Origin of the sequence: Streptomyces sp. URMC 127, assembly GCF_051386535.1 — a bacterium.
Classification (GTDB): domain Bacteria; phylum Actinomycetota; class Actinomycetes; order Streptomycetales; family Streptomycetaceae; genus Streptomyces.
Window position 1 is genome coordinate 1 of sequence record NZ_JBPQTW010000093.1, and the last position, 25,716, is coordinate 25,716.

General features: G+C 72.4%; 24 protein-coding genes and 1 pseudogene. 19 read left to right on the forward strand and 6 right to left on the reverse strand.

Annotated features, from left to right (window positions below):
- Positions 1-117 precede the first annotated feature (117 nt).
- The 5 genes from ACSNOH_RS19245 to folE all read left to right on the forward strand — a co-directional run bounded on the left by ACSNOH_RS19245 (position 118) and on the right by folE (position 6,143).
- Entirely contained in the window at positions 118-1,275 is a 1,158-nt protein-coding gene (locus ACSNOH_RS19245) for a zinc-dependent metalloprotease (protein WP_436722603.1), read from the forward strand.
- A gap of 189 nt (positions 1,276-1,464) precedes the next feature.
- Positions 1,465-2,487 carry a tRNA lysidine(34) synthetase TilS gene (gene tilS / locus ACSNOH_RS19250; protein ID WP_436722604.1) on the forward strand — a complete coding sequence of 341 codons (1,023 nt, stop codon included), beginning with the start codon at positions 1,465-1,467 and terminating at the stop codon, positions 2,485-2,487.
- Positions 2,488-2,586: 99 nt separating this feature from the next.
- Positions 2,587-3,126, forward strand: a complete 540-nt coding sequence (gene hpt, locus ACSNOH_RS19255) for a hypoxanthine phosphoribosyltransferase (protein WP_391829025.1) — start codon at positions 2,587-2,589, stop codon at positions 3,124-3,126.
- A 268-nt stretch (positions 3,127-3,394) separates the two neighbouring features.
- Complete coding sequence (gene ftsH, locus ACSNOH_RS19260) at positions 3,395-5,389, forward strand: ATP-dependent zinc metalloprotease FtsH (protein ID WP_436722622.1); 1,995 nt, start codon at positions 3,395-3,397, stop codon at positions 5,387-5,389.
- Between the two features lie 148 nt (positions 5,390-5,537).
- Positions 5,538-6,143 (forward strand): GTP cyclohydrolase I FolE, encoded by a 606-nt coding sequence (folE, locus tag ACSNOH_RS19265; protein WP_436722605.1) that lies wholly within the window; start codon positions 5,538-5,540, stop codon positions 6,141-6,143.
- 122 nt (positions 6,144-6,265) lie between these two features.
- Here the strand turns inward: folE and ACSNOH_RS19270 are convergent, their stop codons facing one another.
- A complete protein-coding gene (locus tag ACSNOH_RS19270; protein WP_436722606.1) occupies positions 6,266-7,375 on the reverse strand; it encodes an alpha/beta hydrolase in 1,110 nt (369 codons plus the stop codon).
- A 168-nt stretch (positions 7,376-7,543) separates the two neighbouring features.
- On the opposite strand from ACSNOH_RS19270, the gene ACSNOH_RS19275 reads away from it, so the two are divergent.
- The 6 genes from ACSNOH_RS19275 to ACSNOH_RS19300 all read left to right on the forward strand — a co-directional run bounded on the left by ACSNOH_RS19275 (position 7,544) and on the right by ACSNOH_RS19300 (position 12,763).
- Positions 7,544-9,397 (forward strand): phosphatidylglycerol lysyltransferase domain-containing protein, encoded by a 1,854-nt coding sequence (locus ACSNOH_RS19275; RefSeq protein ID WP_436722607.1) that lies wholly within the window; start codon positions 7,544-7,546, stop codon positions 9,395-9,397.
- Positions 9,398-9,496: 99 nt separating this feature from the next.
- Positions 9,497-10,414 (forward strand): dihydropteroate synthase, encoded by a 918-nt coding sequence (gene folP, locus ACSNOH_RS19280; RefSeq protein ID WP_436722608.1) that lies wholly within the window; start codon positions 9,497-9,499, stop codon positions 10,412-10,414.
- Entirely contained in the window at positions 10,411-10,926 is a 516-nt protein-coding gene (locus ACSNOH_RS19285; RefSeq protein WP_436722609.1) for a nuclear transport factor 2 family protein, read from the forward strand. Before folP ends, ACSNOH_RS19285 begins: the two co-directional genes overlap by 4 nt.
- A gap of 311 nt (positions 10,927-11,237) precedes the next feature.
- A complete protein-coding gene (gene folB, locus ACSNOH_RS19290) occupies positions 11,238-11,597 on the forward strand; it encodes a dihydroneopterin aldolase (RefSeq protein ID WP_436722610.1) in 360 nt (119 codons plus the stop codon).
- The gene (gene folK, locus ACSNOH_RS19295; protein WP_106681264.1) at positions 11,594-12,187 is read left to right on the forward strand and encodes a 2-amino-4-hydroxy-6-hydroxymethyldihydropteridine diphosphokinase; all 594 of its coding nucleotides are present in this window, start codon (positions 11,594-11,596) and stop codon (positions 12,185-12,187) included. The genes folB and folK overlap by 4 nt, the downstream gene beginning before the upstream one ends.
- An 81-nt stretch (positions 12,188-12,268) precedes the next feature.
- Positions 12,269-12,763, forward strand: coding sequence for a DUF3180 domain-containing protein (locus ACSNOH_RS19300; RefSeq protein ID WP_436722611.1), 495 nt, complete (start codon positions 12,269-12,271; stop codon positions 12,761-12,763).
- A 305-nt stretch (positions 12,764-13,068) separates the two neighbouring features.
- Here ACSNOH_RS19300 and ACSNOH_RS19305 read toward each other — a convergent pair whose 3' ends face one another.
- Complete coding sequence (locus ACSNOH_RS19305) at positions 13,069-14,232, reverse strand: ABC transporter ATP-binding protein (RefSeq protein WP_436722612.1); 1,164 nt, start codon at positions 14,230-14,232, stop codon at positions 13,069-13,071.
- Between the two features lie 137 nt (positions 14,233-14,369).
- On the opposite strand from ACSNOH_RS19305, the gene ACSNOH_RS19310 reads away from it, so the two are divergent.
- The 4 genes from ACSNOH_RS19310 (at position 14,370) to ACSNOH_RS19325 (ending at position 18,043) form a co-directional block, all read left to right on the forward strand.
- Entirely contained in the window at positions 14,370-15,050 is a 681-nt protein-coding gene (locus tag ACSNOH_RS19310; protein ID WP_436722613.1) for an ABC transporter permease, read from the forward strand.
- Positions 15,050-15,733 (forward strand): ABC transporter permease, encoded by a 684-nt coding sequence (locus ACSNOH_RS19315; RefSeq protein WP_436722614.1) that lies wholly within the window; start codon positions 15,050-15,052, stop codon positions 15,731-15,733. Before ACSNOH_RS19310 ends, ACSNOH_RS19315 begins: the two co-directional genes overlap by 1 nt.
- A gap of 78 nt (positions 15,734-15,811) precedes the next feature.
- Positions 15,812-16,801: an ABC transporter substrate-binding protein gene (locus ACSNOH_RS19320; protein ID WP_436722615.1), complete on the forward strand. Its 990-nt coding sequence runs from the start codon at positions 15,812-15,814 to the stop codon at positions 16,799-16,801.
- Between the two features lie 183 nt (positions 16,802-16,984).
- Complete coding sequence (locus tag ACSNOH_RS19325) at positions 16,985-18,043, forward strand: hypothetical protein (protein ID WP_436722616.1); 1,059 nt, start codon at positions 16,985-16,987, stop codon at positions 18,041-18,043.
- A gap of 117 nt (positions 18,044-18,160) precedes the next feature.
- Here ACSNOH_RS19325 and ACSNOH_RS19330 read toward each other — a convergent pair whose 3' ends face one another.
- Both ACSNOH_RS19330 and ACSNOH_RS19335 read right to left on the reverse strand, forming a co-directional pair.
- Positions 18,161-19,303, reverse strand: coding sequence for an NADH-quinone oxidoreductase subunit D (locus ACSNOH_RS19330; RefSeq protein ID WP_436722623.1), 1,143 nt, complete (start codon positions 19,301-19,303; stop codon positions 18,161-18,163).
- Between the two features lie 22 nt (positions 19,304-19,325).
- The gene (locus tag ACSNOH_RS19335) at positions 19,326-20,402 is read right to left on the reverse strand and encodes an SAM-dependent methyltransferase (protein WP_436722617.1); all 1,077 of its coding nucleotides are present in this window, start codon (positions 20,400-20,402) and stop codon (positions 19,326-19,328) included.
- Between the two features lie 121 nt (positions 20,403-20,523).
- On the opposite strand from ACSNOH_RS19335, the gene ACSNOH_RS19340 reads away from it, so the two are divergent.
- The gene (locus tag ACSNOH_RS19340; RefSeq protein WP_436722624.1) at positions 20,524-21,729 is read left to right on the forward strand and encodes a sensor histidine kinase; all 1,206 of its coding nucleotides are present in this window, start codon (positions 20,524-20,526) and stop codon (positions 21,727-21,729) included.
- 59 nt (positions 21,730-21,788) lie between these two features.
- Positions 21,789-22,469: a response regulator gene (locus tag ACSNOH_RS19345; protein WP_436722618.1), complete on the forward strand. Its 681-nt coding sequence runs from the start codon at positions 21,789-21,791 to the stop codon at positions 22,467-22,469.
- A gap of 21 nt (positions 22,470-22,490) precedes the next feature.
- Here ACSNOH_RS19345 and ACSNOH_RS19350 read toward each other — a convergent pair whose 3' ends face one another.
- Positions 22,491-23,354: a LysR family transcriptional regulator gene (locus ACSNOH_RS19350; RefSeq protein WP_436722619.1), complete on the reverse strand. Its 864-nt coding sequence runs from the start codon at positions 23,352-23,354 to the stop codon at positions 22,491-22,493.
- Between the two features lie 102 nt (positions 23,355-23,456).
- On the opposite strand from ACSNOH_RS19350, the gene ACSNOH_RS19355 reads away from it, so the two are divergent.
- Positions 23,457-24,056: a short chain dehydrogenase gene (locus tag ACSNOH_RS19355; RefSeq protein WP_436722620.1), complete on the forward strand. Its 600-nt coding sequence runs from the start codon at positions 23,457-23,459 to the stop codon at positions 24,054-24,056.
- Positions 24,057-24,295: 239 nt separating this feature from the next.
- Here ACSNOH_RS19355 and ACSNOH_RS19360 read toward each other — a convergent pair whose 3' ends face one another.
- Complete coding sequence (locus tag ACSNOH_RS19360; protein ID WP_436722621.1) at positions 24,296-25,378, reverse strand: DUF5937 family protein; 1,083 nt, start codon at positions 25,376-25,378, stop codon at positions 24,296-24,298.
- A 99-nt stretch (positions 25,379-25,477) separates the two neighbouring features.
- Here ACSNOH_RS19360 and ACSNOH_RS19365 point away from each other — a divergent pair.
- Positions 25,478-25,716, forward strand: a pseudogene (locus tag ACSNOH_RS19365) (hypothetical protein); the annotation flags it as partial.

A 25,716-nucleotide genomic window follows, 5' to 3' on the forward strand; every position in this document is an offset into this window, starting at 1 on the left:
ACGACAGTCGCGGGCTGCGGCTGCCGCGCCCCGTAAGGGGCCCGCGGCCGCCTCCGTCGGCTTTGTGACGGGGAAACTTCGCTACCCCCCGCGGAGCGGCCCACGTACGGTGAAGCCATGACGAGCATCGGTGGTGCGGAGATGGTCGACTGGAAGCTCGCGGTGGCGACCGCGACCCGGTTCGTACGGCCAGGGCCGGAGGTCAGCCGGGAGGAGGCGCGGGCGGTCGTCGCGGAGCTGCGGCGGCACGCGGCGACGTCCGAGGAGCACGTCAGGGCGTTCACGCGGATGTGGCCCGGCGACGGCGAGGAAGAGAGCGGCGAGGAAAAGAGCGGCGACACCCCGGTCCTCGTCGTGGACAGGGCGGGGTGGATCAAGGCGAACGTGGCGGGGTTCCGGGCGATCCTCGGCCCGCTGCTGGAGAAGATGCAGGACCGCCGGGCGAACGTCCCCGGCGGGGCGGTGCTCGGCGCGGTCGGCGGCAAGGTGACCGGCGTGGAGCTGGGGATGCTGCTGTCGTTCCTGGCCTCCCGCGTCCTCGGCCAGTACGAGACGTTCGCCCCGCCGAGCAGGGACCTGCCCGGCTCGGAGACGGGCGGCGGCCGGCTGCTGCTGGTGGCGCCGAACATCGTCCACGTCGAGCGCGAGCTCGACGTGGACCCGCACGACTTCCGGCTGTGGGTGTGCCTGCACGAGGAGACGCACCGGACGCAGTTCACGGCCGTGCCCTGGCTGCGCGACCACGTCGAGGGCGAGATCCAGGCGTTCCTGGCGGAGACGGACATCGACCCGGCCACGCTCCTGGAGCGCGTCCGGGAGGCGGCCCAGTCGCTGACCGGCGGCCGTCCTCCGGAGGAGGACGGCGGGGACGAGGGCGGCCGCAGCATCGTGGACCTGGTGCAGACGCCCGCGCAGCGGGAGATCCTGGGCCGGCTGACGGCCGTGATGTCGCTGCTGGAGGGCCACGCGGACTACGTGATGGACGGCGTGGGGCCGCAGGTCGTGCCGTCGGTGGCGGAGATCCGGGAGAAGTTCCAGCAGCGGCGGGCGAAGGGCGCGGGCCGGCTGGACGCGGCGCTGCGGAAGCTACTGGGGCTGGACGCGAAGCTGCGGCAGTACCGTGATGGTGAGCGCTTCGTGCGGGCCGTGGTCGGCGAGGTCGGCATGGACGGTTTCAACAGGGTGTGGACGTCCCCGAACACCCTGCCCACCAAGGCGGAGATCGCCAAACCGGCGGACTGGGTCGCGAGGGTGCACCGTCGTACAGAGCCGTGAACCGGAAGCTCCACCTCCGGGTAGAACGCCTCCGTAATCACCCGTCCGAGGGACCGTGAGCCAGGGGTGGGCGTGCGATGCTCGGGTAATGGCTCGCTTCTGTCACCATCGACGCACACAGCGTGACTGAAGCCTCGAAGCTCGCGCAGCTCCGAACGATCTCCATATGGAACGATTGGACACACGGACATGGGTCCACATCCCGCGGTCGCCGCGATACGCCTGGCGGTCCGCCGCGTACTTCACGACGTCCTCACCCCCACCACACCCTCCTCCGTCCCCCCCGCCCCCGCAGGCCACAAGCCGCTGGTCCTCGTCGCCTGCTCCGGCGGCGCGGACTCCATGGCGCTCGCCTCCGCGCTGGCCTTCGAGGCGCCGCGGCTCGGCATCCGGGCCGGCGGCATCACCGTCGACCACGGCCTCCAGCACGGCTCCGACCTGCGCGCCGCGGAGGTGGCGAGCCGCCTCGCGGCCTTCGACCTCGACCCCGTCGAGGCGCTGACCGTCACCGTCGGCCGGGACGGCGGCCCCGAGGCCGCCGCGCGTGACGCGCGCTACGCCGCCCTCGACGCCGCCGCCGAGCGGCACGGCGCCGCGGCCGTCCTCCTCGGCCACACCCGCGACGACCAGGCGGAGACGGTCCTCCTCGGCCTCGCCCGCGGCTCCGGCACCCGCTCCCTCGCCGGCATGGCCGTCACCTCCGGCGTCGGCGGCCGTTACCGCCGGCCCTTCCTCGGCCTCGACCGGCAGACCGCCCGCAAGGCCTGCATGGTCCAGTCCCTCCCCGTCTGGGACGACCCGCACAACGCCGACCCGGCCTACACCCGCTCCCGGGTCCGCCACGAAGCCCTCCCCGTCCTGGAGAAGGCCCTCGGCAAGGGCGTCATCGAGGCCCTCGCCCGCACGGCCCAGCTCTCCCGGGACGACGCCGACGCACTGGACGACTGGGCCGCCGCCGTGGAGCCCTCCGTCCGGGACGACAGCGGCGCCCTGGAGACCGCCAAGCTCTACGCCCTGCCGCCCGCGGTGCGCCGCCGCGTGCTGCGCCGGGCGGCCATCTCGGCGGGCTCACCGGCCGGTTCGCTCTTCGCCCGGCACATCGAGGAAGTCGACCGGCTGATCACCGGATGGCGTGGTCAGGGAGCCATCAATCTGCCCGGGCGGGTCGCGGTCCGCAGGCAGGGTGGCAGACTGGTCCTCCGGCAGGGCTGATTCGAACGGGCACGAACGTCACGAACGGGCCTCAGCTCGCCGCGGAAATGCCGGACGATCCGTAGACAAGCGAGAGTGGCGCGGGTGGACGACAAGGACATGGGCACCGACCTCAAGTCGGTGCTCATCACCAAGGAAGAGATCGACGCGAAGCTGGCGGAGCTGGCGGCGAAGATCGACGCGGAGTACGCGGGCAAGGACCTGCTGATCGTCGGTGTCCTCAAGGGCGCCGTGATGGTGATGGCCGACCTGGCGCGCGCCCTCTCCAACCCCGTCACGATGGACTGGATGGCCGTGTCCTCGTACGGGGCGGGCACCCAGTCCTCCGGCGTGGTCCGCATCCTCAAGGACCTCGACACCGACATCAAGGGCAAGCACGTCCTGATCGTCGAGGACATCATCGACTCCGGCCTGACGCTGTCCTGGCTGCTGTCGAACCTCGGCTCGCGCGAGCCCGAGTCCCTCAACGTCGTCACCCTCCTGCGCAAGCCGGAGGCGGCCAAGGTCGCGATCGACGTCAAGTGGGTCGGCTTCGACATCCCGAACGAGTTCGTCGTCGGCTATGGTCTCGACTTCGCCGAGAAGTACCGCAACCTGCCCTTCGTGGGCACGCTCGCGCCGCACGTCTACGGCGGCTGAGCCCCCGGCCCGCGGTACGGGCCGCCCCGCCCGGCACGCGGGAACCGAATGACGGTTCCCGCCGTTGGAGCAGGGTAAGGCGGGTTGGTTGACCGTCTGCAGCGGCGTCGGGAGACAATGCTGGGGTACCGTCCGAAGGTCAGTCTTTTTCAGGCTTTCAAGTCAAGCTTTCAAGGTCGAGCAGGACACCGTACGCACAGGCACCCCGTCGAGGGGCTGGCCGTGCCTCACTGTGGCAGGAGGGACGGGGCGCTTGCGCCCCGTATGGATGGACGTGAAGCGCTACTTCCGTGGGCCGGTCATGTGGATCGTGCTGGCCGTCCTCGCCGTGGTCGTGTTGATGCAGGTCGTCGGCTCCGGCGGCGGCTACAAGTCGGTGGACACCAGCCAGGTCGTCAACGCGATCAACAAGGACCTGGTGAAATCGGCCGAGCTGACGACCGGTGACGAGAACAAGATCAAGGTTGAGCTCAAGGACGGCCAGAAGGTCAAGGGCTCCAGCAAGATCCAGGCGAACTACATCGGCGAGCAGGGCGTTGACATCGCCAAGTCCCTGCAGGCCAACGCCGAGAAGAACATGATCCCGGAGGGATACAACGTCTCGACGTCCAAGCAGAACCCGTTCATCGGCGTTCTGCTGTCGTTGCTGCCGTTCGTCCTCATCGTCGTGGTCTTCCTGTTCCTGATGAACCAGATGCAGGGCGGCGGCTCCCGGGTGATGAACTTCGGGAAGTCCAAGGCCAAGCTGATCACCAAGGACACCCCCAAGACGACCTTCGCCGACGTCGCCGGCGCCGACGAGGCCGTCGAGGAGCTCCACGAGATCAAGGAGTTCCTGCAGGAGCCGGCGAAGTTCCAGGCCGTCGGCGCCAAGATCCCCAAGGGCGTGCTGCTCTACGGCCCGCCCGGCACGGGCAAGACCCTGCTCGCGCGCGCCGTCGCCGGCGAGGCGGGCGTCCCCTTCTACTCGATCTCCGGCTCCGACTTCGTCGAGATGTTCGTGGGTGTCGGCGCCTCGCGCGTCCGTGACCTCTTCGAGCAGGCCAAGGCCAACGCCCCGGCCATCGTCTTCGTCGACGAGATCGACGCGGTCGGGCGCCACCGCGGCGCCGGCCTCGGCGGCGGTCACGACGAGCGCGAGCAGACCCTGAACCAGCTCCTCGTCGAGATGGACGGCTTCGACGTGAAGGGCGGCGTCATCCTGATCGCCGCCACCAACCGGCCCGACATCCTCGACCCGGCGCTGCTGCGCCCCGGCCGCTTCGACCGGCAGATCGCCGTCGACCGCCCGGACATGCAGGGCCGTCTGGAGATCCTCAAGGTCCACCAGAAGGGCAAGCCGGTCGCCCCCGACGTCGACCTGTCGGCCGTCGCCCGCCGCACCCCCGGCTTCACCGGTGCCGATCTGTCCAACGTGCTGAACGAGGCCGCCCTGCTGACGGCCCGCAGCGACCGGAAGCTGATCGACAACCACATGCTGGACGAGGCGATCGACCGCGTCGTGGCCGGCCCGCAGAAGCGGACCCGGATCATGAGCGACAAGGAGAAGAAGATCACCGCGTACCACGAGGGCGGTCACGCCCTGGTCGCGGCGGCCTCCCCGAACTCCGACCCGGTGCACAAGATCACGATCCTGTCCCGCGGCCGCGCCCTCGGCTACACCATGGTCCTCCCCGACGAGGACAAGTACTCCACCACGCGCAATGAGATGCTCGACCAGCTGGCGTACATGCTGGGCGGCCGCGCCGCGGAGGAGCTCGTCTTCCACGACCCGACCACCGGTGCCGCCAACGACATCGAGAAGGCCACGGCCACGGCCCGCGCGATGGTCACGCAGTACGGCATGACCGAGCGCCTCGGCGCGATCAAGTTCGGCTCCGACAACTCCGAGCCGTTCCTCGGCCGCGAGATGTCGCACCAGCGCGACTACTCCGAAGAGGTCGCCGCCCTGGTCGACGAAGAGGTCAAGAAGCTCATCGAGACCGCCCACAACGAAGCGTGGGAGATCCTCGTCGAGAACCGCGACATCCTCGACAACCTGGTGCTGGCCCTCCTGGAGAAGGAGACGCTGAACAAGGAGGAGATCGCCGAGATCTTCAAGCACGTGGTCCGGCGCCCCGCCCGCCCGGCGTGGACCGGCTCCTCGCGCCGCACCCCCTCCACCCGCCCGCCGGTGCTCTCCCCGAAGGAGCTCGCGCCGAGCAACGGTGGCCAGACCGTCGAGCAGGCCGCCCTGCCGGACGACACCCGGCCGGAGAGCTGATCGCAGCCGCTTCGTAGAGGCTCACGGGCCCGCACCACAGGGCCCGGAATGGATGCCGTGTCACCCAGGTTTTAGCCTGGTGGACGCGGCATCCCGTTTATCCGGGCGGTGCCGGTTGGTACATACGTACGAGAGAACGAGGCACTCCATGACCGACCCGGTGACCCTGGACTCCGAGCGGAGCGTCGGCGTGTTCGACGAGAAGCGCGCCGAGAACGCGGTGCGCGAGCTGCTGCTCGCCGTGGGCGAGGACCCGGACCGGGAGGGCCTGAGGGAGACGCCGGCGCGGGTGGCGCGGGCGTACAAGGAGATATTCGCGGGCCTCTGGCAGGAGCCGGAGGACGTGCTGACCACGACGTTCGACCTCGGCCACGACGAGATGGTGCTCGTGCGGGACATCGAGGTCTACAGCACGTGCGAGCACCACCTGGTGCCGTTCCACGGCGTGGCGCACGTCGGCTACATCCCCTCGACCAGCGGGAAGATCACCGGTCTGTCGAAGCTCGCCCGCCTCGTGGACGTCTTCGCCCGCCGCCCGCAGGTCCAGGAGCGGCTCACCACGCAGATCGCGGACTCCCTGATGGAGATCCTGGAGCCGCGGGGCGTGGTCGTGGTCGTGGAGTGCGAGCACATGTGCATGTCGATGCGGGGCATCCGCAAGCCGGGGGCGAAGACGCTGACCTCTGCGGTGCGGGGGCAGCTGCGGGATCCCGCGACGCGGGCGGAGGCCATGAGCCTGATCATGGCTCGCTGAGGCCGCGGCGCCGGAAAGCCTTTTGCTGCGCAAAAAAATGCCCGCCGCAGCGGCGATCAGCCACGGCGGCGGGTGTCCGGCGGAATGTCCGCGGGGCTCAAGCCGGTGATTCCGGCGAACCGTTACGCGGAGAGGCGGCTGCCCATCCACTTCAGCGTCGGGTTGAGCTCACGACGCCACGTGTTGAAGTTGTGACCGCCCGTGTCGAGGATGATCGACGACACCCGGGCCGGCGCCTTGACCGCGTTGATGAACTTCAGGGTGTCCTTGTAGTTGTGCTCGCCCTGCTTGCTCGTGGTCACCAGCAGCGAGACGGGCGGCATCTCCTTGTTCTTCAGCCGCCACAGCAGGTCGTTCTCGTTCTCCAGCTGCTTGCTGCCGCCGAAGAGCGAGCCGGTCGTCGGGTCCTGCGGGGCCTTGTAGTAGCCGGAGAGCGCGGCCGCGGCGCTGTACGCGTCCGGGTGGCGCATGGCGATCTTCAGCGCGCAGTAGCCGCCGGTGGAGTCGCCGATCATGCCCCAGTTCGCGGCCTTGTCGCCGACGCGGTAGTGCTGGGAGACGGCCGCGCGCAGGTCCTTGGTGAAGAAGGTCTCGGCCTGCGGGCCGTTCGGTATGTCCATGCACTCGGTGTCGCGCTGGCCGACGATGGAGGGACGCATCATCACCAGGACGGTGGGCTGCATCTTCTTGTCCTTGCTCAGCTTGTGCGCGCGGACGGGGTAGTCGAGCCCTTTGATGAGCGCCTCGGCGGTGCCCGGGTAGCCGGTCAGGACGACGGAGGCGGGAAACTTGCGGTTCGCGTACTCCGGCTGGAAGTACTCCGGGGGCAGGTAGACGTACGCCGGGCCGTTGATCTTGGACTCGACGCCCGCGACCTGGATCTTCTCGATCTTTCCGCCGACGCGCGGGACGTTGCCGCGGGGCACCTTCACGGCCTGCGTGTTCACGACCTGCACCCGCTTGCCGCCGGCGCTGTGGTCGACGACGACGCCCTCCTCCTTGACCTGACCGAAGAGGTCCGCCCAGGAGCCGTAGAAGCCGAAGGACTGGTTGGCCCAGAGACCGATCGCTGCGAACAGGGTGAGCTGCGTGGCCAGCATCATGCCCACCCTGCCGAGTATGGAGCCCACGCTCCGTTTGCCCAGGCGTGGCCAGAGCCAGATGGTCAACGCGAAGAGCACTATCGCAGCGGCGATGGCAAGCAGCAGGACTGCCATGCTGGTGAGACCCATGAGGTGCTTTCTGCCGAGGCGACCCGGCACCGAGTCGCGGAATGGTCACGTCTTTCCGGGCTCGGCCCCCCGCGGAACCTCAACCCCGAAACCGTCGTCCTACAGGGCGCACATTGTCCGGGCGCTGCCGCCGCATGGCGCGTCCACTCGACAGGACGACGGGAAGAGATGTCTGTCAGGGTAGATGGCAAAAAGTCCGATGGGGTTCCCGAGGGGACCAAGCGACTGTCGAGGCTTGCGCGTATCGTCAGGGGCCCCAAGCCCGAGAACGTGCCTGCCGTCGTGGGAACGGTCGCGGCCCTCATCGGCCTGGTGGACGTCCTGGCCGGTGTCGTTCCGCGGTTCCGCTGGAGCAAGGTCCACAGCCTCGCCGAGGTGCTGCCCGGCTCGGTGACCCAGCTGGCCGCGGCCGGCTCGATCATCGTCGGCATCCTGCTGCTGATGCTGGCCCACGGCCTCAAGCGGGCCAAGCAGCGCGCCTGGCTCGCCGCCGTCGTGCTGCTGCCCATCGGCGCCGCCGCCCAGCTGGTCTACCGCCACTCCTACATCGGCGCGATCCTGTCGCTGCTGCTCTTCATCTACCTCGTGTGGCACAAGGGCTCCTTCTACGCGCTGCCGGACCCGCGCAGCCGCTGGAAGGCCGCGGCCAACTTCGTCCTCATGGGCGCGGCCAGCTTCGGCCTCGGCTGGGTGATCGTCGGCTCGCACCCGGACCAGATGATCGGCGACCCGCCGGTCAGCGAGCAGATCCAGCACGTGCTGTGGGGCCTGTTCGGTTTCGAGGGCTCGATCCGCTACACCGACCACGTCGACTACACCGTCGGCTACTCGCTGGGCGCCCTCGGCCTGCTGACCGTCGCCACCACCGCCTACCTGGCGTTCATGCCCGCCTACCCGGACGCCGTCCTCACCGAGGAGGACGAGGACAAGCTGCGCGAGCTGCTCGCCAAGCACGGCGCCCGCGACTCGCTGGGCCACTTCGCGCTGCGCCGCGACAAGAGCGCCGTCTTCTCGCCCTCCGGCAAGGCGGCCGTCTCCTACCGCGTCGTCTCCGGCGTCATGCTCGCGAGCGGTGACCCGATCGGTGACGTCGAGGCCTGGCCGGGCGCCATCGAGAAGTTCATGGAGCTGGCCAAGCGCCACTCCTGGACGCCCGCCGTCGCCGGCTGCAGCGAGACCGGCGGCGAGGTGTGGACCCGCGAGACCGGGCTCGACGCCCTGGAGATGGGTGACGAGGCCATCGTGGAGGTGGCCGACTTCTCCCTGACCGGCCGGTCCATGCGCAACGTCCGCCAGATGGTCAAGCGCATCGAGCGCAACGGCTACTCCACCAAGGTGCGCCGCGTCGGCGACCTCACCCCCGAGGAGCTGGAGGCCGTCCAGAAGGCCGCCAACGCCTGGCGCGACACCGAGGACGAGCGCGGCTTCTCCATGGCCCTGGGCCGCATCGGCGACCCGAAGGACCTGGACGCCATCATCGCCACCGCCCACAAGGACCCGGAGGAGGGCGAGGACTGCCCGTTCGGCGACCTGCGCGCCATGCAGCACTACGTGCCGTGGGGTCCGGACGGCAGCTCGCTGGAGCTCATGCGCCGCGACCGCAGCGCGGACCCGGGCATGAACGAGCTCCTGATCGTCGCGTTCCTGCAGGCCGCCCCCGAGCTCAAGATCAAGCGCCTGTCGCTGAACTTCGCGTTCTTCCGCTCCGCCCTGGAGCGCGGCGGCAAGCTGGGCGCCGGCCCGGTCGTGCGCATCCAGCGCTCGGTGCTGGTCTTCCTCTCGCGCTGGTTCCAGATCGAGTCGCTGTACAAGTTCAACGAGAAGTTCCGGCCGCGCTGGGAGCCGCGCTTCGTGGTCTTCCCGAACAGCCGCGACCTGCCCCGCATCGGCTTCGCCATGATGCAGGCGGAGGGCTTCCTGGAGCTGCCGCGCCTGCTGCGCCGCCGCCCCGCCCCGCCGAAGGACGTGCTGGACGACGCGGACGAGAAGGTTTCGGCCACGGAGGTCACGCGCGCCGCGTGAGCGCGCCGTGGTGATCCCGCTGAACGCGCGTGCGGCAGTGCCCCCGACCGGCTTCCGGTCGGGGGCACTCCTCTTTGCGGCACGCCCTAGGCTGGACCCATGAGTACCTTGCGCGGTCGTCCCGGGCCCGTCGGTCTGCCGGAGTGGAACCGCTGTGCGGTGATGGGGGTCGTCAACGTCACGCCGGACTCGTTCTCCGACGGCGGGCGCTGGTTCGACACGGAGCTCGCGGTCAAGCGCGGCCTGGACCTGATCGCGGGCGGCGCGGACCTGGTCGACGTGGGCGGCGAGTCCACCCGGCCCGGCGCCTCGCGGGTCGACGAGGGCGAGGAGCTGCGCCGGGTCGTCCCCGTGGTCCGCGAGCTGGTGGCCGAGGGGGCCGTGGTGTCGGTGGACACCATGCGGGCCTCGGTCGCGGAGGCGGCCGTGGAAGCAGGGGCGACGCTGGTCAACGACGTGAGCGGGGGCCTCGCGGACCCGGCCATGGTGCCGGTCGTGGCCACGGCCCGGGTGCCGTTCGTGGTGATGCACTGGCGCGGCTTCAGCGCCGACATGAACAGCCGGGCCGTCTACGGGGACGTGGTCGGCGAGGTGCTGACCGAGCTCCGGGAGCGGCTGGACGCCGTGGTCGAGGGCGGCGTCGACCCGGAGCGGCTCGTCGTCGACCCGGGCCTGGGCTTCGCCAAGCAGGCCGGACACGATCTGGCGCTGGTCGCGGGGCTGGCGCGGCTGCGCCGGGAGCTGGAGCTGCCGATGCTGGTGGCCGCCTCCCGCAAGCGCTTCCTCGGCCGGGTGCTGGCCGGCCCCGGGGGCGAGCCGCCGCCGGCCCGGGAGCGGGACGCGGCGACCGCCGCGGTCTCGGCGCTCGCGGCGCGCGAGGGCGCGTGGGCGGTGCGGGTGCACGAGGTGCGGGCCAGCGCGGACGCGGTGCGCGTGGTGCGGGCGGTGCAGGAGGCCGAGGCGGCGGCGCGGGTGACGGGTGCGGCGGGCGCGGTGGGCGCCGAGGGGGCCATGTGAGCACTGCCCGGACGGACAGCGAGCAGGTCGAGCTGGCGAACACCGCGCTGTACGAGGCGGTGGAGCGCGGCGACACGGCCGCGATGGGCCGGCTGTGGCTGGACGACCCGGATGCCGAGGTGTCGTGCGTCCACCCGGGGTGGCCGGTGCTGCGCGGGCGGGGCGAGGTGCTCCGTTCGTACGCGCTGATCATGGCGAGTACGGACTACATCCAGTTCTTCCTGACCGATGTCGAGGTGGCGGTCGCCGGTGACACGGCCCTCGTGACCTGCACCGAGAACATCCTCAGCGGCGGGCCCGCCGAGGAGGAGGGCGAGCTCGGCCCCCTCGTCGGCCAGCTGGTCGTGGCGACGAACGCCTTCCGGCGCGTCGGCGAGGAGTGGAAGGTGTGGTCGCACCACGGTTCGCCGGTGCTCGCGGGGCGCGACGAGGAGGCCGATGAGAACGGGGCGAACGGCGAGAACGGCGAGAACGGTCCGCACGGCGGGGCGGGCGGCATTCCCGAGGCGTGACGTATCTCGCGTTGCGCCGGGCACCCGGTGGGGCGCGAGACGTCAGCACGGCGGGTCCTCACCACTCGTTCGGGCTGCTCGGGGCCGGGTAGGGGTGGGGGACGGGGCTCGCGGGTAAGCGCGGCGGGAGCCGTGACCGGCCCGGCACGGCGGGCGTCCGAATGAGCCTGAAACATGCCGGAGTATCCGTAAATATGGGCAGGAACCCCCTGGCGTTCATGTGCGGGTGCTGTCAGTGCTCGCAGGTAGATTCGACGTGGGTACCGGGCACCGGAGGTGCCCCCGTCCGACGACCAGCAGGAGTGATTCGTGTGGATCGTGTCGCGCTGCGCGGCCTGAAGGCCCGTGGGCACCACGGCGTGTTCCCCAAGGAGCGCGAGGAAGGCCAGACCTTCATCGTGGACCTCGTCCTGAGCCTGGACACCCGGCCCGCCGCCGCCTCCGACGACCTCACGAAGACCGTGCACTACGGCGTCGTCGCGGAGGAAGTGGTCGATATCGTCCAGGGTGAGCCCGTCGACCTGATCGAGACCCTGGCCGAGCGGATCGCCCGCAACTGCCTCAAGCACGACGCGGTGCGCGAAGTGGAGGTGACCGTCCACAAGCCGGACGCCCCCATCACCGTGCCCTTTGACGATGTGACGATCACTATTACGCGGAGCCGAGTATGAGCAGCAGCGACCCGACCGTGCAGCCGGTGCCCGCCTCCGTGGTGGAGCAGGTGGACGCGGCGGACGTGACCCTGAGCAACCCCAAACGAGCCGTGATCTCCCTCGGCAGCAACCTCGGCAACCGCCTGGAGACCCTCCAGGGAGCGATCGACGCGCTGGAGGACACGCCCGGGCTGCGGGTCAAGGCCGTCTCCCCGGTCTACGAGACGGAGCCGTGGGGCGTCGAGCCCGGCACCCAGCCGTCGTACTTCAACGCCGTCGTGCTCGTGAAGACCACCCTCCCGCCGGACTCCCTGCTGGAGCGCGGCCACGCCATCGAGGAGGCCTTCGAGCGGGTGCGGGACGAGCGCTGGGGGCCGCGCACGCTCGACGTCGACATCGTCGCCTACCAGGACGTCGTCTCCGCCGACCCCGTCCTGACCCTGCCGCACCCGCGCGCCCATGAGCGCGCCTTCGTCCTCGCCCCCTGGCACGATGTGGACCCCGAGGCCGTCGTCCCGGGCCGGGGCGCGGTCGTCGAGCTGCTCGCGGCCGTCGGCACGGAGGGTGTGCAGCCGCGGGTCGACCTGGAACTCCGACTGCCCGAGTAGTCGTTGGACTGACTGCGACTGCCTGCGCCTGACTGCGCAGGGCTGTTTGGGAACGCGATCGAGAAGAGGAGCGGCGGCTCGGTGAGGCAACTGCGGATCGGGGTGCTGGCCGGGCTGTTCGCCGTGGCCGGCATCCTCTCCTGGGCGGGCGCCCGGCTGTGGGACTCGGTCGGCACGCTGCCGCGGGTGCCGGTCGCCGCGCCCATCGTGCTGGCGGTCATCGCCGTCGTCCTCGCCGCCACGGCGCTCTCGCTGCGCGCCCGGCTGCGGGCGCAGCGGGAGCGGCGGCCCGGCGCGAAGGGCGTGGATCCGCTGGTGGCCGCCCGCGCGGTCGTCTTCGGCCAGGCCAGCGCGCTCGTCGCGGCGCTCGTGGCCGGCATGTACGGGGGCGTCGGCGTCTTCCTCGGCCTGGAGAGCCTGGACGTCGGGCCCCGCCGGGACCAGGTGATCTACGCGGGCGCGTCCGTCGTCGCGGGCATCGCCGTGATCGCCGCGGCGTTCTTCCTGGAGCGCGTCTGCAAACTCCCGGAGGACGACGAGGACGGCCCGGGCGGCCCAGGCACGGCCCGCGGCTAGGGCGGCCCCTGCCCGGTACGCCGTGCGGCCTCCGGCCCGGGGCCGTGGATCAAGGGTGCCCGCACCCTTGAATCCGCCGCGGCGGCGCGCAACCACGACGGCGGAGACCGGCGGTGCCGTGCGGCCTCCGGCCGGGGGCGCGGGTCATGGGTGCCCGCACCCATGAAGCCGCCGCCGCGGTGATCAGCCCCCACGGACGTGACCGGCGGTGCCGTACCGCGCCTCGGGTGCGTTCGGCACCGCCGGACCGCGCCGTCGTGGTGCGCGCCGCCGCGGCGGAAGTTAACGGGCCCGCCCCGCAGGGGCTAGGACCCCGGGATGCTCTCCAGGGACACATCCCCCCGCGCCGCGCCCCGCGAATCCGCGTCGATCGAGCGGCGCAGCGCCTCGTGCAGGCGGGCCGGGGTCAGGACCCCGACGAAGCGGTCCGTCGCGTCGCCGTCGAGGACGGCGATCCAGCCCGCGTCGTGCTGCAGCATCGTGCTGAAGGCCTGCTTGAGGGAGGCGCCGACGGGCAGCCACGCGTCCATGCGGCGGGCCTGGTCCCGTACGGTGCCGCCGTCCGCGAGGGCCTCCGCCGAGACCCAGCCGTGCAGCCGCCCGGCGTCGCCGAGGACCACGGCCCAGCGGGCGCCGTCCGCGGCGAGGGCGGCCGCCGCGGAGGCCGCCGTGTCGTCCAGCCGCACGACCGGCGGCTGTTCGAGGTCACCCTCCTCGATGGGGGTGACGGAGAGCCGCTTGAGCCCCCGGTCGGCCCCGACGAAGTCGGCGACGTACGGCGTGGCGGGCGCGCCCAGCACCGTGGCGGGGGCGTCGAGCTGCTCGATGCGGCCGTGCCCGTAGACGGCGATGCGGTCGCCGAGCCGCACGGCCTCCTCGATGTCGTGGGTGACGAACAGCACCGTCTTGCGCACCTGCGACTGCAGCCGCAGGAACTCGTTCTGCAGTCGCTCGCGCACCACCGGGTCGACCGCCCCGAACGGCTCGTCCATCAGGAGGACGGGCGGGTCCGCGGCGAGGGCCCGGGCCACCCCGACCCGCTGCCGCTGCCCGCCGGAGAGCTGGTGGGGGTAGCGGGAGCCGTGGACGGCGGGGTCGAGGCCGACGAGATCGAGGAGCTCGGCCGCGCGGTCGCGGGCCTTCTTCCTGGTCCAGCCCAGCAGGTGGGGGACGGTCGCGGTGTTCTCCAGGACGGTCTTGTGCGGGAAGAGCCCCACCTGCTGGATGACGTATCCGATGCGGCGCCGCAGCTCGACGGGGTCGACGCCGGCGATGTCCTCGCCGCCGAGGAGGATCCGCCCCGACGTGGGCTCGATGAGCCGGTTGACCATCTTCATCGTGGTGGTCTTGCCGCAGCCCGAGGGCCCCACGAGCGTGATGAGCTCGCCCTCCGCCACTTCGAAGGACAGGTCGTCCACGGCGGTCGTGCCGTCGGCGTAGCGCTTGGTGACGTGCTCAAAGCGGATCATGGTTCCCCATTCTGGCCGTACTCGCTGCGGACATTGTGGCCGTTGCGCGGCGGCCGGCTCGAATGTCAGTGCCCCGGGTTAGGGTCGTTGGCGACCGGCAAACCGTGGGTCGTACGGCCAGGGGGAGGTGGGAGCGCATGGCGGGGCAGTCCTGCCTCATCAGCAATGACTGGATCTGCGGAGAGTATCTGCGGACCCGGGGCCAGGAGTTGACGGACGCCACGCTCCAGCACGTCGGCATCACGCTCGCGTCCGTGGCCATAGGGCTGGTCGTGGCGTTCCCGCTGGCGCTGCTCGCCCGCCGGTGGCGCGCCGCGGCGGGCCCGGTCCTCGGCCTGACCACCGTGCTCTACACGGTGCCGTCGCTGGCGATGTTCTCGCTGCTGGTGCCGTTCTTCGGGCTGTCGGTGTCAGTGGTGGTCACGGGCCTCGTGCTCTATTCGCTGACGATCCTCGTGCGGAACATCCTCGCGGGGCTCGCGGCGGTGCCGGAGGAGGCGCGGGAGGCGGCGCGCGGCATGGGCTACGGCCCGCTGCGGCTGCTCTTCGGGGTGGAACTCCCGCTGGCGCTGCCCGCCCTGATGGCGGGTCTGCGGATCACCACGGTGTCCACGATCTCACTGACGACGGTCGGCGCGATCCTGCACTACGGCGGCCTGGGCAACCTGGTCTACGACGGCATGCACAGCTATTTCAAGGCGCAGGTGCTCACGGCCTCGGTGCTGTGCGTCGCCCTGGCCGTCGCGGCCGATCTGCTCCTGCTGCTCGTGCAGCGGCTGCTGACACCGTGGACGCGCGCGGGCAAGGGGGCGGCCTGATGGACGTCGTGGAGCGTACGTGGAGCTGGCTGGCCACCGGCGCGCACTGGTCGGGCGCGGACGGCGTGTGGCACCGGCTGGGCGAGCACCTCTTCCTGACGGCGATGTGCCTGGCGATCTCCTGCGCGATAGCGCTGCCGGTGGCGGTGCTGCTGGGCCATCTGGGCAAGGGCGGCGCCCTCGCGGTCAACATCTCCAACGCGGGCCGGGCCGTGCCCACTTTCGCGGTGCTGGTGCTGTTGCTGCTCAGCCCGCTGGGGACGCACGGCTCCTGGCCGACGGTCATCGCGCTGGTGCTGTTCGCGATACCCCCGCTGCTGACGAATGCCTACGTGGGCATGCGCGAGGTGGACCGCGATGTCGTCGAGGCCGCCCGCGGCATGGGAATGACGGGCCGTCAGCTCATCGCGCGGGTGGAACTGCCGCTGGCGTTCCCCCTGATCGTGACGGGCATACGGACCGCCGCCGTGCAGGTCGTCGCCACGACCACCCTCGCCGCCCTGCCCGGGGGCGGCGGCCTGGGCCGCATCATCACGGCCGGCTTCCGGCTCACCGACACCGCCCAGGTGGTGGCCGGCGCCGTGCTGGTGGCGGCGCTCGCGCTGCTCGTGGAGGGCGTGCTGGTGGTGGCCGAGCGGCTGCTCGACCCGGTGCGGCGGCGTACGGGAGCGGTGCCGGGGTAGGTGCGGCGCCGGTCAGCGAAGCGACGGCGGCCGGAGAGCCGGCCGCCGGAACCGAAGGGCAGATCTCGGATGTTTCCCATGAGCAGCACCACGCGCCGGGCACGAACCCCCCGCGCCCTGCTGGCGGCGGCCGCCGTCGCCGCCCTGACGGCCGGTCTCGCCGCGTGCGGCGGCGAGAGCCTGGAGAAGTCCGGCAGCGGGGGAGGGGACGGCGGATCAGCGAAACCGGGGGAGAACGCCCTGGTCATCGGCTCGGCCGGGTTCACCGAGTCCAAGGTGCTCGCCGAGATATACGCCGGCCTGCTGAAGGACGCCGGATATTCGCCGACGATCAAGACCACGGAGGCCCGCGAGCTCTATGAACCGGAGCTGGAGAAGGGCCGCATCGACGTCGTCCCGGAGTATGCGGCGACGCTCGCCGAATTCCTGAACAAGAAGCAGAACGGCAAGGACGCTCCCGCCGTCGCGTCCGCCGACGCCGCCGCCACGGTGAAGGCCCTGCGGAAACTCGCGGAGCCGCGCGGACTGAAGGTGCTCGACCCCGGCGGCGCGGTCGATCAGAACGCCTTCGCGGTGACCGCCGAGTTCGCGGCGAAACACCAGCTCAAGACGCTTTCGGACCTGGGAAAGTCGGGTCAGGAGGTCAAGCTCGCGGCCGGTGACGAATGCCCGCAGCGGCCCTTCTGCCAGCCCGGCCTGGAGAAGACGTACGGCATCCGCGTCTCGGGCATCGCCCCGCTGGAGGTGGGCAGCGTCCAGGCCAAGCAGGCGGTCAAGGACGGCAAGGCCCAGATGCTCCTGACCACGACCACGGACGCCACCCTCGAACAGTTCGGGCTGGTCCTGCTGCAGGACGACAAGAAGCTTCAGAACTCCGACAACGTGCTGCCCGTGGTGAATGCACAGAAGGCGGGTTCGCAGAAGGTCGCGGACGCCCTCGCGAAGCTCACGCGCGTGCTGACCACGGAAGACCTCACCGAACTCAACAAGAAAGTGGATGCGCAGCGGCTCAAGCCTGCCGATGTCGCCGCGCAGTACCTCAGGGAGAAGGGGCTGCTGACGAAGTGAGAGGTGTAGGCGACAAGTAAGATCAAGGGAAGAGTTTCGTGGTGGAGTCACACTCCCGAGGCGACGCACGGTAAGTTTCAGGCCATGCCACGAGGACGCCACCGCCATTCGCCATCCCTGCACAGGCTCCTTCCCCCATCAGCGGTCGCCGCGACATCGGTCGCCTGTGCCGCCGGTGCATGGGTGGTAGGTGAAACGGTCGTCATCCGGGGTCTCGCCGCGGCGGCTGCCGCCGCCGCGGTGGTCGGCGCCGTGCTGATGCGCCGCTGGGACCGCTCCGCCGGGAAGCGGGTGGCCCAGCTCACCGCCGCCCGCACGCGCGACGAGTGGAAGACCGAGGAGCGCATAGCCGAGCTGGAGACGGACCTGGAGGACACCAGGGCGGCCAAGGCCCGGCTGGAGTCCAAGCTGCGCGGCAAGCGCGCCGAGCTGGCCCGTCTCCGCACCGAGCACGCCGACCTGCTGCGCCGCTACGCCACCGCCGAGACCGGGCGGGCCAGCGCGCTGGAGAGCCGACGCGTCGCCCGGGGCGGCGCGCGGGCGCTGGAGTCCGGCGCGCCGCTCACGGTGCCCGGCCCGGCCGTCGACCCGGCCGCGTTCCGCAAGGCCGCGGAGGTGCTGCGCAGCCTCGCCGGCGGCGAGCCGGACGCCGGTCCGCTGCCGGGGACCGGCCTGAAGCCCGCGGCCGGGCCCGGCCAGCCGCCCTCGGCGGCACCTCGGACGGCTCCCGGGGCCGTGCCCCGGCCGCGGCCGGAGACCACGGGCCGGGCAGCCGCCCCGGCGGCCACCCCGGGCCAGGCGGCCGGCAAGGCCGCGGCCGGTGCGGCCGACGGCCTCAAGGCCGTGGGGCCGGGCTCCGGCGCCGCCGGCGTCCCCGCCGCCTCGGCGGCTTCCGAGGCTCCCGGCACCCCGCCCGCGCCCGCTGAGGGCCGGCAGGCCCCCGCCGCCGCGAAGCCGGCCGCACCGCAGCTCCCGGCCGCCCAGCGCCCGGCCCCCCGCACCACGGGCGGCTTCGACTTCTTCGGCACCCAGCGCCCGGTCCCGGCCTCGCGCCCCGTCGAGGAGACGGACCTCGCCGACGTCGTCGGCGAGGAGGCGCTCGCCGAGGCCAAGGCCGAAGCGGAGGCCGAGGCGAAGGCGGAGGCGGACGGCGAGTCGGCAAGAGAAGACGTCATCGACCTGACCGCGCACGACGAGACCGAGCAGATAGACGTGGCCGAGCTGCGGACGGCCGTCTCCTAGACGGCCGCGGAGCCCGGCCCGCAGAAACGAAACCCCCGGCGGGAGCCCCGCCGGGGGTTTCTGCGTTCCCCGCGCGAGAGACCCGGAGAAACGGAGGACCTAGGAGGAACGGAAGACCTACTTGTCGATGTCGCCCACGACGAAGAACAGCGACCCCAGGATCGCCACCATGTCGGCCACCAGCGTCCCCGGCAGCAGCTCGGTCAGCGCCTGGATGTTGTTGAAGGACGCGGACCGCAGCTTCAGCCGGTACGGGGTCTTCTCGCCCTTGGAGACCAGGTAGTAGCCGTTGAGGCCGAGCGGGTTCTCGGTCCACGCGTACGTGGCGCCCTCGGGCGCCTTCAGCACCTTGGGCAGGCGCTGGTTGATCGGCCCCGGCGGCAGCTCGGCGATCCGGTCCAGGCAGGCCTCCGCGAGCTCCAGCGCGTTGTGCGTCTGCTCCAGCAGGCACTCGAAGCGCGCCAGGCAGTCGCCGTCCTCGCGGGTGACGACCCTGAGCACGTCCTGCAGCTCCCCGTAGGCGAGGTAGGGCTCGTCCCGCCGCAGGTCGAAGTCGACGCCGGACGCGCGCGCGATGGGACCGCTCACCCCGTACGCGTGCACCGTCTCCCGCGCGAGGACGCCGACGCCGCGCGTGCGGCCCCGGAAGATCTCGTTGCCGAGGACGAGCCGGTCGTAGACGTCCATCCGGGAGCGGACCTGGGCCACGGCGTGCCGCGCGCGGCCGAGCCAGCCGGCCGGCAGGTCCTCCTTGAGGCCGCCGACGCGGTTGAACATGTAGTGCATCCGGCCGCCGGAGACCTCCTCCATCACCGTCTGGAGCTCCTCGCGCTCGTGGAAGGCGTGGAAGACGGGGGTGATGCCGCCCAGCTCCAGGGGGTAGGAGCCGAGGAACATCAGGTGGTTGAGGACCCGGTTCAGCTCGGCGAGGAGCGTGCGGGTCCACACGGCGCGCTCGGGGACCTCCATGCCGAGCATCCGCTCCACGGCCAGGACGACGCCCAGCTCGTTGGAGAACGCCGACAGCCAGTCGTGGCGGTTGGCGAGCACGATGATCTGCCGGTAGTCGCGGGCCTCGAACAGCTTCTCCGCGCCGCGGTGCATGTAGCCGACGATCGGCTCGGCCTCCCGGACCCGCTCGCCGTCGAGGACGAGCCGCAGGCGCAGCACACCGTGCGTGGACGGGTGCTGGGGTCCGATGTTGAGCACCATGTCGGTGCTCTCCGCCGCACCGCCGATGCCGACTGTCGTCTCCGTCATGGGGGTCATGGGGACAAGTCTGTCAGCCTTCCGGGCCGCTCCGGTCCGGGGAGCCGCCGGAGGCCCGTGCCGGGGCGTCCGGGAGCAGCCCCCGGCAGGCCTCGCCCACCGGGTGCACCAGCCAGCCGAAGGCCCCCAGCCCGGCCGGCGAGGTGAGCTCGGCGGCCTCGCCCGCCTGTCCCAGTGCCCGGACGTAGGCGGCCGGGTCGGCCGAGGCGAGCGACAGCGGCGGGCGGGCGCCGTCCACGCCGAGGGCGTGCAGCGCCTCGCGCTGGGTCAGCACGGTGCTGCCGGGGCCCGCGCAGGCGTCCAGGGCGACGTGGGCGGTGATGTCGCACGACCCGTCCGGCACCGGCCGCACCTCGCGGCCCTCGCGGAAGCCGGCGAGAGTGCCGAAGGGCGGCCGGCCGGTGCGCTCGTGGGCGTAGTCGACGGCCACGGCCAGGCCCGCGCGCAGGCTGCCCACGGCCCGCGCCCAGGCGGCGTCGCGCGGCCGGCCGATCTCGGCGCGGGTGCCGGGCGGCGCGCCCTCGACGGGCCACCAGCGGGCCAGCCAGGCGGCGTCCTCGCCCGTGACCGGCTCCCCGAGCAGTTCCTCGCCGTCCTCCTGGACGAGCACCTGGCGCGCGACGCCCTGCGCGTCCGTCTCGGCGACGTCCACGGGCACGTTGTCGAGCCACTCGTTGGCGAACAGCAGCCCCTCGACGCCCTCCGGGATGTCACTCGTCCATGTGATGCGCGCGTCCAGCCCGGCCGGGCGGCCGGCGCGCTCGACGGCGTACGGGCGCAGCCGGGCGGCCACGTCCGGCGGCAGCTGGGCCAGGACGCCGGTAAGGAGTTCTCCGCGCCCGGCCCCGACGTCCGTGAACGCGAGCTCCGCCGGGTGGCCGAGCGCCTTGTCGACCCGGCGCAGCAGCTCGGCGACGGCCCCCGCGTACAGCGGGGAGGCGTGCACGGAGGTGCGGAAATGCCCGGCGGGGCCCTCGGGGCGCCGGTAGAAGCCGGCCGGGCCGTAGAGCGCGGCCTCGGCCGCTGCGCTCCATGTTCTCGTTCCCCTTGTTCCGCGCGTTCCGCTTGTTCCTCTTGGTCCGCTTGCCATACGCACACGCTATGCGCCCCGCGCGCGCACGCCGCCTCCACCTTGCGGAGTAGAAGGAGTGACACCGGATCGATCGCCGGGCTGACCCCGGCACGTACGCGGCATGCCTACGCTGGGTGACGTGCACCGCCTCTACGACTTTCTCCGCAGGCACCCGACGGGTGTGGACAGCTTCTGGGCCCTCCTGCTGCTCGGGCTCGGTCTGCTGGCCACCGCCGAGGAGCCGGGCGCCTCGACGACGCAGACGGCCGTGCTCCTCCTCACTACGGTGTCTCTCTGCCTGGTGATCGCGCTGCGCCGCCGCGCGCCCGTGCCGATGCTGCTGCTGACGATCGCGAGCGGCCTCGCCCAGATAGCGGCCGACGTGCAGGTGCACACCGCCGACCTCGCCATGCTCGTGATCGTCTACACCGTCGCGTCCGGTCCGGTCCGCTGGGCGTCGAGGCTGGCCCTGGCGGGCGGCCTGGCCGCGCCGGTGCTCTTCCTGGTGCGCTGGCCGGTGCACGCGCGCAACGCCGCCGAGTTCGCCGTCGTGGTGGCCTCGCTCACCACCCCCTTCGTCCTCGCCTGGGTGCTGGGCGACTCGATGCGCACCCGCCGGGCGTACTGGGCGCAGCTGGAGGAGCGCGCCGCCCGCCTGGAGAAGGAGCGCGAGCAGCAGGCCCGGATGGCCGTGACCGCCGAGCGGGCGCGCATCGCCCGCGAGCTGCACGACGTCGTCGCGCACAACGTCTCCGTGATGGTCGTCCAGGCCGACGGCGCGGCGTACGTCCTCGACGCCTCGCCCGAGCAGGCCAAGCAGGCCTTGGAGACGATCTCCGGGACGGGCCGGCAGGCGCTCGCCGAGATGCGCCGCCTGCTGGGCGTCCTGCGCACCGAGGAGGGCACGACCGAGGGCGGGGACTACGTGCCGCAGCCCGACGTCGAGCAGATCGGCGACCTGGTCGAGCAGGTGCGGGGCGCGGGCCTGCCCGTGCAGTACGAGGTCGAGGGCGCGCCGCGGCCGCTGCCGAGCGGTGTGGAGCTGACGGCGTACCGCATCGTGCAGGAGGCCCTGACCAACACGCGCAAGCACGGCGGCCCGGAGGCCGGCGCGAGCGTGCGCCTGACCTACTTCGACGACGGGCTCGGCCTGCTCGTCGAGGACGACGGCCGGGGCGCGCAGCACGAGCTGTACGAGGCGGGCGGCGCGGACGGCATGGGCCACGGCCTGATCGGCATGCGCGAGCGCGTCGGCATGGTCGGGGGCACGCTGGACGCGGGGCCGCGGCCGGGCGGCGGCTTCCGGATCAGCGTGCTGCTGCCGGTGAAGCCGGGCGGCCGCTGACGATGAGTTCCTTCATATCCGTCCCACATATCCGTCCCGTCGAGGAAAGAGACCTCTGCATGTCCATCCGGGTGATGCTCGTAGACGACCAGGTGCTGCTCCGTACCGGCTTCCGCATGGTGCTGGCCGCCCAGCCCGACATGGAGGTCGTCGCCGAGGCCGGGGACGGCGCGGAGGCCCTGGAGGTGCTGGCCGGCACGGACGTGGACGTCGTCCTGATGGACGTCCGCATGCCCCGGCTGGACGGCGTGGAGGCGACGCGGCGCATCTGCGCGCAGGAGGGGGCGCCGAAGGTGCTCATCCTAACCACGTTCGACCTGGACGAGTACGCGTTCTCGGCGCTGAAGGTCGGCGCGAGCGGCTTCATGCTCAAGGACGTGCCGCCGGCCGAGCTGCTGGGAGCCATCCGGGCCGTGCACAGCGGCGACGCGGTGGTCGCGCCGAGCACGACGCGGCGCCTGCTGGACCGTTTCACCCCCATGCTGCCGAGCGCGCACAACGAGCCGGCCGGTACGGAGCTGGGGCGGCTCACCGAGCGGGAGCGCGAGGTCATGCTGCTCGTGGCGCAGGGCCTGTCCAACGGGGAGATCGCGGCGCGGCTGGTGCTGTCCGAGGCCACGGTCAAGACGCACGTGGGGCGCATCCTCACCAAGCTGGGGCTGCGGGACCGGGTGCAGGTCGTGGTGCTCGCCTACGAGAGCGGGCTCGTCCGGGCCGGGGGCGGGGCGGCCCAGCAGTAGCGCCCGCCCGGCGCTTCGCCGTCACCGGCTGACGGCCTCGCGCACCGCCGCCAGGAACTCCTCCGTGCGGGGGTGCGTGGGGTGGGCGGGGCTGGCGAGGTAGACCGTCGCGGCGGGGGCGTCCTCGACGGGGACGAAGCGGACGCCGGGGTGCCCGTGGCTCTCGCCGGTGCCCGCCGCCGCGAGGCCGAACGCGTCGCCCGTGGAGATGAGGTTCAGCCACTCGTCGACGTTGTGCACCTCGACGGTGCGGGACGGGCGCTGCGTCGGCGGCCACAGGTCCGGCGAGCCGGTGCCCGTCTCCGGCCAGATCGCGAGGGGGAGGCCCGGATCCGCGGTGAGCTCGGCGAGGCGCACCCGGGGGCGGCCGGCGAGCGGGTGGTCGTCCGGGAGGGCGGCGATGCGGTCCTCCGTGTAGAGGGCCTCGGTGCGGATGCGCGGGTCGCGGGGGCGGGTGCGGAGCACGGCGACGTCGGCGTCGCCGGTGGCCAGGCCCGCGGTGCGGTTGTCCCGGCGGACGACTTCCAGGGGCACGTGCGGGTGGGTGCGGCGCCACGAGCGCAGCAGGGGAACGGTCTGCTGCCCCAGGACCGCGCAGGTGTAGCCCAGGCGGAGGGGGCGGGAGACGGCCCGGGTGTCCGCGAGCGCGGCGTCGAGGTGGGCCAGGATCGCCCGGCCGTGCCCGAGCAGGGTGACCCCGGCGGGGGTGAGGCCCAGGTGCCGCGGCGAACGGTCCACCAGCCGCACGCCGACGCGGGCCTCCAGCTGGGCGAGCGTCCGGGAGAGGGCGGGCTGCGTGATGTGCAGCCGGGCCGCGGCGGCGGTGACGGTGCCCTCGTCGGCGATGGCCGCGAGGGCCCTGAGGTGGCGCAGTTCCACATCCATGCGCGGGAAGCATAGCTGCTGCGCAGAAGGCATTTCCGGGGGTACGGGGCGGCTCCGTAACGTCGGCTCCGCAAGCGATTCTCATGTGGGGACGGTGGATTGATGAAGATCCTTCTGGTGGGTGCGGGCGGGACGCTGGGCAGCGCGGTACGGAAGGCGCTGGCCGCGCGGGGCCACGAGGTGATCGGTGTCGGGCGCAGCGGCGGCGACGTGATCTGCGACGTCACCGACCCGGAGGCGGTCGGGCGGCTGTACGGGCAGGTGGGCGGGCTCGACGCGGTGGCCGTCGCGGCGGGCGATGCGGTGTTCAAGCCGCTGGGCGAGCTGACGGGGGACGACTTCGCGGCGACGCTGCGGGGCAAGGTGCTCAGCCAGGTGGAACTGGTGCGGCAGGGGGCGCGGCACGTGGCGGCCACCGGGTCGTTCACGCTGATCAGCGGGGTGCTCACGGACGAGCCGATCGTGGCGGGGGCGGCGGCGTCCGCGGCGAACGGGGCGGTGGAGGCGTTCGTACGGGCCGCGGCGATCGAGCTGCCGCCGCAGCGGATCAACGCGGTGAGCCCGACCGTGGTCGAGGAGTCCCTCCCGGGCTACGCCCCGTTCTTCCCCGGCATGGAAGCGGTGCCCGCTGCGCGGGTGGCAACGGCGTACGTCCGCGCGATCGAAGGCGCCCAGACGGGGCGGGTGTACGGGGTCCGCTGACGGCGATGCCCTTCCGCCGCGATGGCGCGCAACCCCCTGCGAGGTGTCCGGCGGTGCCGTACGGGCCTGTGGTGTGTTCGGCACCGCCGGTCAGGCGGGTGGGGGCGGGGCGCCGTCGCGGCGGGTTCATGGGTGCGGGGCACCCATCCCCGGGCCGCTCGGCCCGTGGGGAGTTCGGCACCGCTGGTCGCGCCGGTGGGGGCCGGGCGCCGTCGCGGCGGCGGTGCGGCACCGCGGCGTTATCTCAGGACCGTTTCCAGGAAGTCGCTGCCCAGGCGGGCCACCACTGGGAGGTCCAGCTGGTGGAGGACGTAGCGGCCGCGGCGGCGCGTGGTCAGGAGGCCTGCCTTCTTCATCACGGCCACGTGCCGGGACACCTCCGGCGGCGTCAGGCCGAAGGCCGTCGCCAGCTCGCCCGTGGTGTGCGGGCCGCGGGCCAGCGTGCGGCACAGCCGCATGCGCACCGGGTGCGCGAGGGCGTCCATCCGCTGCTGGACGAGCTGCAGGGCGGGCCCCCGCGGCAGGTCCGGCGCGGCGATCGGGTACTGCACCATCGGCCGCCAGCCGGGCCGGTGCAGGACGATCAGGTGCGGCCACCCGAAGGCGGTCGGGACGAACGTGACGCCTTCCGGGTGCACGGCCGCCCGCCCGGTCTGCAGCTTGTCGAAGACGAGCCGCGTGCCGTCCTCGCTGAGGGAGGCGGCCGTGGAGACGGCGGCCAGGGCCTCCGCGAGCCCGCGGCGCCGCAGCAGGTCCGCCTTGTGGCGGGCGTCGGCGGCGAGCTGCACCCGAACGCGCTGCCAGTTGTCGGCGAAGAACGCCTCCTCGCAGTCCTCCAGGAGCCGGCGCAGCCACGCCCGGAGCGCGGTGGGGTTCTCCAGCATGCGGTCGGTGAACTGCGCCTGCCGCGGCCCGCGCGCGGCGGACAGCTCGCGCACGCGCGCCCGCTGTGCGGCGTCGACGAGGGGCGAGGGGGCGGGCCGTTCGTAGGAGGAGCTGCAGGTGACCTCGAAGGCCGCGGAGACGAACTGCTCGTCGTCCATGCGGTCCAGGCCGTCCAGGTCTTCGGCGAGCGTGGCGCGGGGCACGGCCGGCAGGAGCAGGTCGGAGCGCGCGGAGCGCCACAGGAAGTCGGCTTCGGTGAGCCGGTCGGCGAGGTCGGGCCGCAGCCCGGCGGCGGTGGCCGTGGCCCAGCCGTGCAGCCCGGGGTGATGGCCGGGCTCGGCCAGGACGTGCAGCATCGCGCCGAGCTCGGCCAGCGGCGACGGGCCGAAGACGATGCGCTCCGGCGGCAGTCCGGCGATGTCGATCTCCACGCTCATGCGCCCATCCTGCCTCCCCTTGCGGGGGGTCCCGCGACACTTGACGGTCCTCGTCAATTGACGCGGCAAGCCGGCGTCCACCGGCGCACCGTGGAGGACATGAACGCAGCTCAGCAGCACATGCTCGACCTCTACCGCTCCACCGCGCTCGGCCGGCCGGCGCCGCCCGCCCCCGGCACGGGCGAGGTGGAGGCCGTCCGCTCCTTCCGCACGTGGCGCGCCTTCCGGGGCGTCGTCGACGAGCGGGTCGCCGCCCGCCGGGCCCGCCGCTCGGAGCTGTTCCGCCGCCTCACGCTCCGCGGCCCCCGGCCCGCGCAGCCCCTCCGCCGACCGGCCCC